This is a genomic window from Kitasatospora sp. NPDC022785 (genome assembly GCF_055561295.1).
Genome location: NZ_JBVHHB010000025.1, coordinates 81,157 through 93,962, shown reverse-complemented (window position 1 = coordinate 93,962; position 12,806 = coordinate 81,157). Strand labels below are relative to the sequence as shown.

12 protein-coding genes and 1 pseudogene are annotated in these 12,806 nt (G+C 72.4%); 8 read left to right on the top strand and 5 right to left on the bottom strand.

The features are described from left to right. Window positions 1–284 precede the first annotated feature (284 nt). On the bottom strand, window positions 285–944 hold the full coding sequence (locus ACZ3YO_RS31045) for a rhomboid-like protein (protein WP_465575935.1): 660 nt from the start codon (window positions 942–944) through the stop codon (window positions 285–287). 8 nt (window positions 945–952) lie between these two features. Further along, entirely contained in the window at window positions 953–1,264 is a 312-nt protein-coding gene (locus ACZ3YO_RS31040; RefSeq protein ID WP_465575933.1) for a hypothetical protein, read from the bottom strand. Window positions 1,265–1,648: 384 nt separating this feature from the next. On the opposite strand from ACZ3YO_RS31040, the gene ACZ3YO_RS31035 reads away from it, so the two are divergent. Continuing rightward, entirely contained in the window at window positions 1,649–2,047 is a 399-nt protein-coding gene (locus ACZ3YO_RS31035; protein ID WP_465575930.1) for a TipAS antibiotic-recognition domain-containing protein, read from the top strand. Window positions 2,048–2,181: 134 nt separating this feature from the next. On the opposite strand, the gene ACZ3YO_RS31030 is transcribed toward ACZ3YO_RS31035, so the two are convergent. From ACZ3YO_RS31030 to ACZ3YO_RS31020, 3 genes are all read right to left on the bottom strand, one after another. Continuing rightward, complete coding sequence (locus ACZ3YO_RS31030; protein ID WP_465575927.1) at window positions 2,182–3,864, bottom strand: S53 family peptidase; 1,683 nt, start codon at window positions 3,862–3,864, stop codon at window positions 2,182–2,184. Window positions 3,865–4,332: 468 nt separating this feature from the next. After that, complete coding sequence (locus tag ACZ3YO_RS31025; RefSeq protein WP_465575924.1) at window positions 4,333–5,958, bottom strand: alpha/beta hydrolase; 1,626 nt, start codon at window positions 5,956–5,958, stop codon at window positions 4,333–4,335. 118 nt (window positions 5,959–6,076) lie between these two features. Beyond that, window positions 6,077–6,514: an ArsI/CadI family heavy metal resistance metalloenzyme gene (locus tag ACZ3YO_RS31020; protein ID WP_465575921.1), complete on the bottom strand. Its 438-nt coding sequence runs from the start codon at window positions 6,512–6,514 to the stop codon at window positions 6,077–6,079. A gap of 89 nt (window positions 6,515–6,603) precedes the next feature. Between ACZ3YO_RS31020 and ACZ3YO_RS31015 the strand changes: the two genes are divergently transcribed. The 7 genes and pseudogenes from ACZ3YO_RS31015 to ACZ3YO_RS30985 form a co-directional block, all read left to right on the top strand. Continuing rightward, the gene (locus tag ACZ3YO_RS31015) at window positions 6,604–6,996 is read left to right on the top strand and encodes an ArsR/SmtB family transcription factor (protein ID WP_465575919.1); all 393 of its coding nucleotides are present in this window, start codon (window positions 6,604–6,606) and stop codon (window positions 6,994–6,996) included. Then, window positions 6,993–7,742, top strand: a complete 750-nt coding sequence (locus ACZ3YO_RS31010) for an aquaporin (RefSeq protein ID WP_465575916.1) — start codon at window positions 6,993–6,995, stop codon at window positions 7,740–7,742. The genes ACZ3YO_RS31015 and ACZ3YO_RS31010 overlap by 4 nt, the downstream gene beginning before the upstream one ends. A gap of 44 nt (window positions 7,743–7,786) precedes the next feature. After that, window positions 7,787–8,206 carry an arsenate reductase ArsC gene (locus tag ACZ3YO_RS31005; RefSeq protein ID WP_465575912.1) on the top strand — a complete coding sequence of 140 codons (420 nt, stop codon included), beginning with the start codon at window positions 7,787–7,789 and terminating at the stop codon, window positions 8,204–8,206. A 26-nt stretch (window positions 8,207–8,232) separates the two neighbouring features. Then, window positions 8,233–8,706 (top strand): GNAT family N-acetyltransferase, encoded by a 474-nt coding sequence (locus ACZ3YO_RS31000; RefSeq protein ID WP_465575909.1) that lies wholly within the window; start codon window positions 8,233–8,235, stop codon window positions 8,704–8,706. Window positions 8,707–8,890: 184 nt separating this feature from the next. Further along, window positions 8,891–10,918 carry an AMP-binding protein gene (locus ACZ3YO_RS30995; RefSeq protein WP_465576021.1) on the top strand — a complete coding sequence of 676 codons (2,028 nt, stop codon included), beginning with the start codon at window positions 8,891–8,893 and terminating at the stop codon, window positions 10,916–10,918. Between the two features lie 159 nt (window positions 10,919–11,077). After that, window positions 11,078–11,320 carry a phosphopantetheine-binding protein gene (locus ACZ3YO_RS30990; protein ID WP_465575906.1) on the top strand — a complete coding sequence of 81 codons (243 nt, stop codon included), beginning with the start codon at window positions 11,078–11,080 and terminating at the stop codon, window positions 11,318–11,320. Continuing rightward, window positions 11,272–12,729: pseudogene (locus ACZ3YO_RS30985) on the top strand (flavin monoamine oxidase family protein); the annotation flags it as partial. The gene ACZ3YO_RS30990 and the pseudogene ACZ3YO_RS30985, both read left to right, overlap by 49 nt. Between the last annotated feature and the right edge of the window lie 77 nt (window positions 12,730–12,806).

Here is a 12,806-nt window from a genome sequence, read left to right as displayed (position 1 = left end):
CACCACGACGAGGGTCCTCCGCCCGGAGGACGCCCCTCGCGAGAGAGTGACTTCCTCACCACTCACTACGGCCAGAACCCCCTGGATCCTGACGTCGAACGGCAGCGGCGGCTGGACCTGGGAGGGCGTTTCCGCGACCACGTGCATGGACACCCAGGTCAGGTCCGACCGCGGCGTTCTGATCAAGGTCGCCGCCTACAACTACGAGACCGGCACGTACATGGACACCAGCCCGCACTGAACCCGGCGCACAGCGGTGGCCCCGCGCGCCGCGGTGCGCCGGTTCACGGCCCGGCCGGTGCGGGGCGGGCGGGCCGGCGGGCCACCGGTGGCAGGCCGAGCCGGTGGGCTCCCGCGATGGCCAGGCCGGCGGTGAAGGCGAGCACGTGGCCGACAGCGGACACCTCGCCGTCCCCGATCCCGGACAGCAGGTCGGGGGCGGCCACCGCCAGCATCACCAGCCACACCGCGCGTGACCACACCGGACGGGCCCGTCCGATCGCCACCGCCAGCGCGGCCACGACGACGTAGGACGGGCCGGTGTCCAGCACGTGCGTCTCGGCGGCCGGCAGCGAGCCGTGCTCGATGCGCCACCACACCAACGCCTCCGTCAGGCCGGTCGCGGCCACGTGGGCGAGGGCCAGCGACGCCACCGCACGGCGGGCGCCGAGCACCGACACCACCGCGAACACGGACAGCGCGAAGACCGGCCACACCCAGACGGTGTTCTGCGGCACGAACACGGACACCACCAGCGACTCGACCGGGTGGCCCGACGGCCACGGGCGCAGGTTGTCGAGGTTGGTCGACGCCCACTCCCGCAACGCCAGCACCCGCTCGGGCGGCAACAGTCGCAGGACCGGCCACATCGCGGCGAGCACGGCGACGTACCAGAACGCCGGGTTGCGCACCAGGCGCCGCAGCGGAGGGAGCGTCGGACGCATGCCGGCCACTACCGGGCGCGGCGCCGCGGCCGCGGGCCGCCGGCGAGTGCCGCACCCGCGGCGAACGCCACGACACCCGCGGCCATCAGCCCGTGCCGGGAGCGCCAGGACAGTACCGACCACCGCGAGTTCGCGGACAGCGGCGATCCGAGGACCAGGCACGACCCGGCCGACAACGCGGACAGCGTCGGACCGGCCGAGCCGGTCGACAGCACGCTGCCGACCGACCCCACCGAGAGCACCGAGCCGACCGAGCCGACCGAGAGGACGGAGTCCTTGGACCACCGGGCCGACGTGGGTGAGGACGAGGAGGACGACAAGGATGCTGCGGACACCGAGCCCGACAGGGGCAATGACGAGGAATCAGTACGCTCCGACACCCGCCGATCGTATGCCGCCGCTTCCGCCCGTCAGCCGCGCCCCGCCTCTGGCGGCGTCCGCTGACGGGCGGATCCACCCGCAGGTGGTCCAGGAGCCGGTCGCCCGCGGTTCTGGTACCCGCCGTCGCGACCGCCGGTTCCCCACGGCGGCACCGCTGCAGACGACCACGCCGGAGCGCTGGATCCACGCTCGATTAACAGCTTGCCGACCCGGCGGGTGTGTGTCACTGTTCCGCCTGGATCGGCAGTTGGTCAATGTCGGTATGTTGGCCGCCTCTTGGGGAATCCGCTGAAGAGGCGTAAGAATCATGAGAATTGGTGCCCATGGGGAATCAGTACGAAGACGAGTGCCGCCGGTCGTTGGCAGGAGAGCAGGCGAAAAGCCTTGCCGAGACCAACAACTGGGAGCACGTGGACAGGAACCAGGTCCACCAGGACTGGGACGTGCTGTACAGGGAGATTGCGGCTTGCCTGGACGACTCCCTGCCCGGGGACCGACACGTTCAGGAGCTCGTTCGCAGGCACTTTGACATAGCCTGCCGATTTTACGTCCCCACGAGGGAGGCCTACGTCGGAATGGCGCTCTTCTATGCAGAAGACGACGCCATGAGGGAGTTTCATGATTCCTACCATCCCAGGATGGTGGAATTCCTGGGTGATGCAATGAAAATACTTGCTGAACGAGGGGTCGGTTTCGCCTCGCGTTCCACACGGGTGAACTGATCACGGGTGAACCGATCACCGGTCGACTGATCATTCGTAGGGTCGGTGAGCCCAGGGGCCGACCCTCCTCACACGGGTGCGGTGCGGGGCCTGATCGGCCCCGCACCGCAACGCGGGTGTCGACGGAACAGGGTTCACAGGGCCCTGAGGCCGTCCAGGAGTTGCCGGCCGCCGGGGCTGCCGAAGCCGGTGCACGGGTCCCAGCCGGGGCCCGAGGCGAACGCGCCGTTGCTCCCGTTCGTGACGTCCCGCAGGACGCCCGACGCGAACTTCGCGTACAGCAGCGGGTTGAGGAAACCGACCTGGGCGCCGAGCCCCTGGTTGATGCGCGCGAGCAGGGCGGACCACATCGGGGCGGCGGCGCTGGTGCCGCCGATCTGGGTGAAGTTCACGCCGTCCACGCTCGGGATGACCACGCCGGTCTGCGGATCGGCCAGCGCGGACACGTCGGGCACACCACGCCCGCGCGCGTGTGGCGGGTTCACCGAGGGCGGTACGCCCGCGCCGGCCTGGTACGCCGGCATCGGGAACACCTTGCTGATGCCGCCGCCCGTCCGGCTGCCCGGGCCGTCGTCCCAGACGGTCTCGCTGACGACCTGCCCCTGGCTCGCCACCAGGCGGGTGCCGCCGACGCCGACCACGTGCGGGCTGGAGGCGGGGAAGTCGGCGTGGGCGCGCTCGTCGAAGGCCTGGTCGCGGGAGCCGTCGTCGCCCGAGGCGCAGCAGATGCTGATGTTCTTCTCGGCCGCGTTGGCGAATGCCGCGTCGACCCGGGAGATCGCCGCGTTGGTCCACCGGCTGCCGAGGGTCGGCTCGGCGTTGCCGTAGCTGGAGGAGATCACCGAGGGCTTGTTGACGGTGTCGTTGACGATCCGGGTGATCACGTCGACCCAGCCCTGCTCGGTGAACTTGCTGAAGTAGACGACGATCTTCGCCTTGGGTGCGAGCGCGCCGACGATCGCGAGGTCGAGCATGATCTCGCCCGTGGTGTCGGGGGTGGCGAAATCGGCGTCCTGGCCCGGCTCGTTCCCGGGTGTCCCGACGCCCGGGACCACCACGTTGGTGATGTCCGGCATGGGCCGGTGCAGGACGTTGACGAAGTAGTTGCGCAGGGCATCGAGTGAGTAACCGCCGGACGGGACGCCCGGTGTCGTCTCGCCGTTGAAGGCGAGGACGGCGATGCACTGGCCGGCCCCGTCGGTATCGGCGGGGTAGGCGTACGGTGCCTCGAGCTGGGGCGGGAGGAAGGCGCCCGGTCGGATCACCGGGGTGGTGTGGGCCACCGGGATCCGGTCGGCGGCCCGGCGGATCAGCAGGCGGGAGCCGATCGGCCGGTCGTCCAGGCCGAACACGCCGGTGATGATGTCGCGCATCTCCGCGGGCACGTAGATCACGCCCTCGCGGCCACGGTAGGTCCGGGGGTTCTGGTCGGCGTCCTGGTAGCGGTAGCGGGCGAGGGTGACCTGGAAGGCGTCCGCGACATCCTCGGTGGTGCCGGTCAGCTGGATGCTGCGGGCCAGCGGGTTCTCGTTGGAGACGGCGAGGCGGTGTTCGGCGGCGAACGCCTCGACCGCCTTGAGGTCGGTGTCCAGCCACCGGTGGGTCGCGGCGTACTGGTCCTCGGTGGGGACGGCGCGGCGGGTCGGCGGCTGAAGCGCCAACTCGTACACGTCGGGCCGGGGCGGCGCGTCGGGGTCGCGCCGCAGGTAGACGGTGACGGTCAGGGGGGTACGTGAATCGGCCGGTCCGATGGCCCGCGCCCCGTGGAGGGGAACGCGGGCGCTGTCCGGCAGGGCCACGTAGTGGCTGCTCGACATGATCGCTCCAGCGGTCGGGTCGGAGTTCGTGGAGCTCGGGGAGGGCGCGACAGGGGCCGCCACCCTGCGACTGTCTTTACGGGTCTTTACGGCGCACATTTATGTCGTATACGTACACCGTCCCTCCTGGGCCTGCCCCGAGTCAAGGGACCGCGGCCGCGATCGCCGCCTGCGTCCAACTCGTCTTACGGGTACGCGCCGAAGTGCCGGGCGTGCGCATCGACGACCGAGGTAGCGGCGGCGAGCATCGACCAGGCATCGGCGGAGTCGGCACGCATGCTCCGGAGGGAGGCGGGGCCGGCCGGAGCCGCAGGGGATCCCGCTGTTCGGACTCGCGCCGACGGGGTTCGGCTGTCGCTTGGAAGCGCGGCGTTGGCCGCCACCGCCCGGACGGCCCCGCGGCACCGCCCGGACGGCCCCGCGCGGCCGCCGGCGGGGCGCCGACGGCCGCGCGGGTGTGGCCGTCGGTCAGCGGAGGACGCCGTGGACGGCCTCGGGGTCGGTGGGCGCGAGGGGAGTGACGGCGGTGGTGGTCTTGCCGGCGAGGGCCGGCGGCGGGGTCACGTACACGGGGTCGGGCTCGGGCTCGGGGGCACAGGTCTTGGCGATGCGGCCGCCGCCCTTGGGGAGGCTGCCGTCGCGGAGGTAGGCGGTGAAGGTGTCGTCCAGGCAGGCGTTGCCGTGGAAGAGGATCTCGTGGAAGCTGCCGCCGGTCTGGACGACCAGCTTCGAGCCGGCCAGCGCGTCGTGCATGGCGAGGCCGCCCTCGTACGGGGTGGCGGCGTCCTCGGTGGCCTGGAAGAGCAGGACGGGCGGCAGGCCCTTGCCGGTGATCTTCGTCCGGCCGGCCGGGTTGCCCTGGGAGGGCCAGAACATGCAGGCCGCGTTGTACCACATGTTGTTGTACGTGTAGAAGGGCGCGACGGCGTTGACCTCGGCCTGGTCCTTCTTCCAGAACTCCCAGTCGCGCGGCCAGGCGTTCTCGGTGCACTGCGCCGCGTTGTAGGCGGGGAAGGCGCCGTCGTCGCCGCCGGGCGCCGCGTAGCGGTTGTAGGCGATGTTCAGCGGCCGGGTGTCGTGCTGGGTGAGGTAGGCCGAGAGGACGGTGGCCATCCGGGGCCAGCGCAGGAAGTTGTAGCCGCCGCCGTAGAAGGTGTCCTCGAACTCGGCCGGGCCGATCTTCCCGGCGGCCGGGGCGGCGTCCACCGGGTCGGTGCGCAGGGCGGCCTCGACCTGGTCGTAGGCCTTCTTGACCGCGGCGGTGTCGGTGCCCAGGTGGTAGGTGGAGTCGGCCTTGGCCGTCCAGGCCGCGAAGGCGTCGAAGCGGCGCTGGTGTTCCTTGTCCTGAAGGATGTTGTGGTCGTACCAGCTGATGGTCGGGCCGACGATGCTGTCCAGCACCATCCGCCGCACGTGCGAGGGGAAGAGCTGGCCGTACGTGGAGCCCAGCGAGGTGCCCCAGGATCCGCCGTAGAAGTTGATCTGGCGGACGCCGAGAGCCCGCCGGATGCTGTCCATGTCGCGCGCGTTGTCGACGGTGGTCATGTGCGGCAGGAGCCACGACCAGTCGGCCGCGCAGTTGGCGGCGTACCCGGCCGCCTTCGCCAGCCAGGCCTTCGATGTGCCCTGGCTCGGCTGGTAGTCGGGGCGCTCGCCGTCGAAGTAGTGGGCGTCGCAGACGACATGGGGATCGCTGCCGTTGGTGCCGCGTGGGTCGAAGCCGATCCAGTCGTAGGTCGAGGCGACGTCCTGCGGGATCTGCCCGGAGATGTAGGCGGGCATCCAGAGCCCGGAATCCCCGGGGCCGCCGGGGTTGAGCAGGATCGGGCCCTGCTGCTTGTCCCGGGGTGCGGTTGCGGGGAGGCGGTTCACCTTGATCTTGATCTTGCGGCCGCGCGGGTCGGCGTAGTCCACCGGCACGTCGAGCATCGCGCACTGCAACGCGGGCGTGGCGGCGTCGTTGCAGGAGCTCCAGACGAGCTTCCCCTGGCCGACGTCCTCGGGGGCGGGTGTGTCGGATGCGGCGCTGGCGGACGCTCCGCCGAAGGCGACGACGGCTGCGGCCGCCGAGAACAAGGCTACGGCTTTTCTCATGAGGAGCATAATGTGATATGTGCAATGGCACATCCAGGGGGCTGGCGGGACGTTACCAAGCTGTGACTGCGGGGGAGTTGGGGTGCCCGGGGTGGGGGCCCGGCCACCCCACGCCACGTCAGGCCGGAGTGCCGTAGGCGGTGGTGCCGCAGCAGGCGTCCGGAGCTGCGCCGCTCTTGCCGAGGGTGTCGGCGTCGGCCTTGACCACGTAGACCTCCCAGGGCTCCTGGCCGGGGCCGGTCACCCAGACCTTGTCCTGCAGTGCGAAGCAGCAGGAGGTGTCGGCCTCCTCGAAGGTGGCCAGGCCGGCCTCCTTGAGCCGGGTGGCGGCAGCGGTGACGTGCCCGGTGCTCTCGACCTCGACGCCGAGGTGGTCGAGGCGGGTGTCCGCGCCGGCCTCGCCCTCGATGAGGACGAGCTTGAGCGGGGGCTCGGTGATGGCGAAGTTCGCATAGCCGGGGCGGCGCTTGGCGGGCTCGGCGCCGAACAGCTTGGAGTAGAAGGCGATGGAGCCTTCGAGGTCGGCGACGCGCAGGGCGAGCTGAACACGGGACATGGCGGTCTCCCTGATCCAGAGGTCTTGTATCGACAGCTGTCGATATAGCGAGCTTGCCTCTTCGCTTAGATGGCTGTCAACATAGACGTATGTCGAAATCAGAGCTGGTCGTCCTGGGGCAGGACGACGCCGTTGCGTGCTGCTCGCCGATGGTCCGCGAGCCGCTGGGCGAGGAGGCCGCCGTCGACCTGGCGAAGGCGTTCAAGGCACTCTCGGATCCGGTGCGGCTGCGGCTGCTGTCACTGATCGCCTCTCATGAGGGCGGCGAGGCCTGCGTCTGCGACCTGACCGGCCCGTTCGACGTGTCCCAGCCGACCATCTCCCACCACCTGAAGGTGCTGCGGGAAGCCGGTCTGGTGGGCTCCGAGCGGCGCGGGACGTGGGTCTACTACTGGGTGCTGCCCGCTGCCCTGGCCAAGCTGTCCTCCCTGCTCCAGGCTCCGGCCGGCACCGCCGCCGTGGCCGCCGGGGAGGCGAGATGACGGGGACGGCGCCGCTGGGGCGCCGGGCCGCGGTCGAGTTCGTCGGCACCGGAGCGCTGGTCACCGTCGTGGTCGGCTCCGGTATCCAGGCCACCAGGCTGTCCCCGGACGTCGGCGTGCAGCTGCTCGCCAACTCCCTGGCCACCGTGTTCGGCCTGGGCGCGCTGATCGCCCTGCTCGGCCCCGTCTCCGGCGCCCACTTCAACCCCGCCGTCACCCTGGCCGCCTGGTGGGCCGGCCGGCGAAGCGGGGAGGGACCGAGCCTGCGCGAGGCCGCCGCCTACGTCCCGGCGCAGGTCGCCGGGGCGGCCGGCGGAGCGGTGCTGGCCGACGCGATGTTCGCCGAGCCGCTGGTGCGCTGGTCCACCCACGACCGCTCGGACCCGCACCTCCTGCTGGGCGAGGTGGTGGCGACCGCCGGCCTGGTCCTGCTGATCTTCGGCCTGGCCCGCACCGGCCGCGCCCACTTCGCCCCGGTCGCGGTCGCCTCCTACATCGGCGCGGCGTACTGGTTCACCTCCTCCACCAGCTTCGCCAACCCGGCCGTGACGGTCGGCCGGGCCTTCACCGACACCTTCGCAGGCATCGCCCCTGCCTCGGTCCTGCCGTTCGTCGTCGCCCAGCTGGCCGGGCTGGCCGTCGGTGTCGCCCTGGTCGCCGTGCTGTTCGGCCGCCCCGTGCCCGCCGCTGTGGAGGACGTCGTCGTTCCGCACGGTGAGCACCAGCCGGCCTCCTCCGGCCGCTGACCCGGCCCGCCCTCCCGCCCTCCCCCCGTCGAAGGGATCCGCTCGTGACTACTCCCGCCGTCCCGTCCGTGCTGTTCGTCTGCGTGCACAACGCCGGCCGCTCCCAGATGGCCGCCGCCTTCCTCGCCCGTCTCGGCGGGGAGCGGGTCGAGGTCCGTTCGGCCGGCTCCGCCCCTGCCGACACCGTGAACCCGGCCGTGGTCGAAGCGATGCGCGAGGTCGGCATCGACATCTCCGCCGAGGTGCCCAAGGTCCTCACCGGTGAGGCGGTGCGGGCGGCCGACGTGGTGATCACCATGGGCTGCGGCGACGCCTGCCCGTACTTCCCCGGCAAGCGCTACCTGGACTGGGAGCTGGAGGATCCGGCGGGCCAGGGCGTGGAAGCGGTCCGACCGATCCGCGACCGGATCGGGCAGCGCATCCGCGCCCTGCTGGCCGAGCTCGGCATCGAGGCCGCCGAGTGACGGGTGCACCGGTGACCGTCGCCGCGATGCTCCCCGCACACGCCGAGCAGGTCCTGGCGATCTACCAGGCCGGGATCGACGGCGGCGACGCCACCTTCGAGACGACCGCCCCCAGCTGGGAGGTGTTCGACGCCGCCCGGCTCCCGGAGCACCGCCTGGCCGCCGTCGACGGTGGCGGCCGGGTGCTGGGCTGGGCCGCGGTGGTGCCGGTCTCCGGCCGGTGCGCGTACGCCGGGGTGGTCGAGCACTCCGTCTACGTCCACCCCGAGGCCCGGGGCCGAGGCGTCGGCCTGGTCCTGCTGCGGGCGCTGCTGGCGTCCACCGACGCCGCCGGCATCTGGACCGTGCAGTCCGGTATCTTCCCGGAGAACACCGCCAGCCTCGCCCTGCACATCAGGGCCGGATTCCGCGTGGTCGGCACCCGCGAGCGTCTGGGCCGCCACCACGGCCGCTGGCGCGACGTCGTGCTGGTCGAGCGCCGCAGTCCGACCGTCGCCTGAGAACCCTCTACGGCTCGCCGTCATCCTCCTGGCGGATTCGGCACGGGATTTCGCCGGTCTTTCCGCCCGGTGGGTGCGGGGGTTCGCTTCTTCGGTCGCAATCCGCGGGAACTCCGGCACCGTTCCGGTACGCAAGGTCTCCGGGGCAGTGCGATGGCGGTGGGATCCGCCCGTGTTCCGGGAAATGCCGGGCCTGTCAATCGTATGCAAACCACAGGACGGGAAATCCCCCGCGGAAATCACTCTCCGTCGCCGTGGCATCGCTCATCGAAGTCGCTGGAGTCACAGGGGTCCGCCCTGCTGGACCTCGCCTCGTTCACATGTCAACCACACATCCTTGAAGCAGCATCCTCAACATCCATTGTGGCTACGCATGTTCGAAGGTAGAGTCCCGGCTCGCCGAGCACCGACAAGGGCTCGCACGGCATTCTTTGGGGCGGGCATGACAAATAACCGCAACATCAACGGAGCCACTTCCGACCTGATTGACGCGTTCACGGAAACCGTGGGCCGATTTTCTGCACGACCGGCGATTGTCCACCACGGACACGTCCTGAGCTATCGCCAACTCGGCATGTTGGCGGGCGTGTTGGCCGAACGGCTCGGTGCCGATCCGGGCGTGGTCGCCGTGCCGGCGGTCCACACACCGGAGACGGTGGTCGGGCTGCTCGGTGTGCTGGCGGCGGGCGGCGCGTACTGCCCGGTCGATCCGGCCATCCCGCCACAGCGCCGGCAGGCGATGCTGACGGCGGTGGGGTGCCGCACCGGACTGGCCACCGCCACCGGCCCTGACGACCGGTACGGCCCGGACCGGCCGCCCCTGGCGGGGCCGCCCCTGGCGGGGCCGCTTCCGGCGGGGCCGCTTCCGGCGGGGCCGCTTCCGGCGGGGCCGCTTCTGGCGGGGCCGCTTCTGGACGGGTGGGGCCTGGAGCCGGGCCTGGACGGGCCGGCCCTGGTGCTGGTCGGTCTGCCGCGATTAGCCGGTCCCGACACGGCGGATCCGATGGCCGGGCCGCCGGCGGGCGAGCCGCGCCGGATCGATCCGGAGCAGCCGGCCTATCTCCTGTTCACGTCGGGTTCGACCGGGCAGCCGAAACCCGTCGTGACGCCCCGCCGGGCGATCTCCGTGGCCGTGGCGTCCCTGCGCGAGCTGTTCGGGCTGACGCCGGACGACCGGGTGCTTCAGTTCGCCTCGCTGAACTGGGACACCTGCTTCGAGGAGATCCTCCCGACCCTCACGGCGGGTGCCACCCTCGTCCTCGACGCCGAGGCGCACTCCGGCTCGTTCCCCCGGTTCCTGCGGATGGTCGAGCGTGAGCGGATCACGGTCCTGGACCTGCCGACCGCGTTCTGGAACGAGCTGGTGCTCCACCTCACCGAGGAACGGCAGGCGCTCCCCGGCTCCGTCCGGCTGGTGGTGATCGGCGGCGAGGCGGCCAACCCGGCCCGGCTCGCCGACTGGGCCGCCCTGGACACCGGCCGGATCCGGCTGCTCAACACCTACGGGTCCACCGAGAGCACGCTGATCACCCATGCCGTGGACCTGCACGGGCCGCGGGCGGCCGAGCGGGCGCGGCCGTGGGCGGCCGGCGCCCGGGTGCCGATCGGCCGGGCGCTCCCGCACGTCCTGGAACGGATCGGCGAGCAGGACGAGTTGATCGTCGGCGGGCCCGCGGTGGCGCTCGGGTACCACGGGCTGCCGGAGGCCACCGGGGCGCGGTTCGCCGTCGTCGACGAGGTCCGCTGGTTCCGCACCGGCGACCGGGTGAGCCGCGCGCCGGACGGGGTGCTGACCCACCGGGGGAGGCTGGACGGCGAGTTGAAGGTCCGGGGCATCCGGGTGGACCCGGCCGAGGTCGAGGCGGAGATCGCCGGCCACCCGGGCGTCACCGCCGTCGCCGTGACCGGGGCGACCGTGGCCGGCCGATCGGTGCTGGTCGCGTACGTGGTGCCGCGTCCCGGCGCCACGGCGGGCACGCTCGACGCCGACGTCCGCGCCTACCTGCGCGGCCGGGTGCCGGGCCATCTCGTGCCAAGCCGGATCACCGTCGTCCCCGAACTGGTGCTCACCGCGAGCGGCAAGGTCGACCGCGCCGGCTCGCACCGCCGCCACGCCCCGCACGGACCGGGATCCGGCCGGACACCCGGAGCCGCCCCGGTCCCGTCGGTCCCGTCGGTCTCGTCGGTTCCCTCGGCTCCGTCGCAGCACTAGCCAACGGGACGGGTTCACCCCTGCCCGCCCCGACGCGGCCGGCCCCGGGGCCCGGTACGGCCGAGGGCGGGGCACGACCCCGCACGCCCCGGCCGGGCCTCTTGCCAGGCCACCACCAGGTGCCCCACAGGCGCACCCACAGGTCAAAGGAGAGCACTGATGACCAGCGTTGACACCACGTCCGCCGACGCGGAGGGCGTGGCGGTGATCTTCCGCCGCGTCCTGGAGAGCGCCGACGTCGCGGCGGACTCGGACTTCTTCCTCCTCGGCGGCGACTCCCTCATCGCCACCCGGGTGCTGAGCGCCGTCGCCCGCACCTACGGGGTCGAGCTGTCCTTCGAGGACTTCGTGCTCGTGCCGACCCCGGCCGGCCTCGCCGAGCTGATCGCGTCCGCCGGATGAGCGGCCGGAGACGCGCCACCGTCGCCTCCGCCGTCGTCGTCGGGGCCGGGCCGGCCGGGCTGACCGCCGCGGCCGGGCTCGCGGCCCGCGGGGTCGAGGTCACCGTGCTGGAGGCACGGGACCGGGTCGGCGGTCGGACGCACGGGATCGAGGTTTCCCCCGGCGCCTGGGTGGACGCCGGGGCCGCCTACCTCGGCGACCGGCACACCGAACTCCTCGCCCTCCTCAAGGAACTGGACCTCGGCACCACGCCGACCACGATGCTGGGCGCCAGCCGCTTCGCGCTCGGCAGCGACCGGGGCGGAGACCCGGGCGGCGACCAGGCCGGCGACCGGACCGGCGGCGGGCACGCCACCCGGGACGGCCGATTCCCGCCGCTCAACGCCGTGGCGCTCGGTGACCTCTTCGACCGGCTCGCCGAACTCACCGCCGCCGTACGGCCGGACGCGCCCTGGCTCACCCCGGACGCCGAGCGGCTGGACACCCTGACGGCCGCAGACTGGGCCGAGCAGGAGCTGTCCCACCCGGACGCCCGGCTCTTCTTCCCGCTCTTCCTGGGCGAGATGATGGCCGCCGACCCGGCCGACGTCTCCGTCCTGCACATGGCCTTCTACCTCCGCTCGGGCGGCGGTCTGCGGTATCTCAACGCCTTCGAGGGCGGCGCCCAGCAGGACCGGGTGGCCGGCGGCGCGCACCTGCTCTGCGAACGGCTGGCCGCCCTGCTGGTCTCCTCGCCCCGTGGGCGGCTGCGGCTCGGCGAGCCGGCCCTGGCGGTCCGTCAGGACGAGGACGGGGTCACCGTCCGTACGGCGCGGGGCGAGTACCGGGCGGACGTCGCGGTGGTCGCGCTGCCGCCGCTGCTCGCCGACGCGCTCGAACAGCGTCCCGCGCCGGCCGCGCCCCGCTCCGGCGAACGGACCGGCCGCGGCTGTGCGGTGAAGGTCCACCTGGTCTACCCGACGCCGCTCTGGCGCGAGCACGGGCTCTCCGGCTGGTCGGTCAACGCCGAGGGCCCGCTGCTCTCGACGGTCGACGACTCGCCAGCCGGCGCACCGACCGGCGTACTGACCGGCTTCGTCACCGGCGCCGAGGCGCACCGGTTCGCCGCCCTGGACGGGGCGGAGCAGCGCGCCTCGGCGGTCGCGCAGGCCGCCCGGCTCTTCCCGATGCTCCCCGAGCCGATCGGCTTCCACATCACCGACTGGGTCAACGAGCCGTACAGCATGGGGTGTTACGCGGCCCTCCTCGGCCCCGGCGACTGGCTGCGGCTCGGGCCGGCGCTGACCGCCCCGCACGGCCGGGTGCACTGGGCCGGCACCGAGACCAGCACCGAGTACTTCGGGCTGCTGGAGGGTGCGGTCCGCTCCGGGCATCGCGTGGTCGCGGAGATCCTCGACTCCCAGGCCTGAGCGCCTCGCCGACCGATCACCGCGGGCCGGTCACTGCCCGAGGCCCGATCACCTCCCGGCCCGGTCGCAGCCTGCGG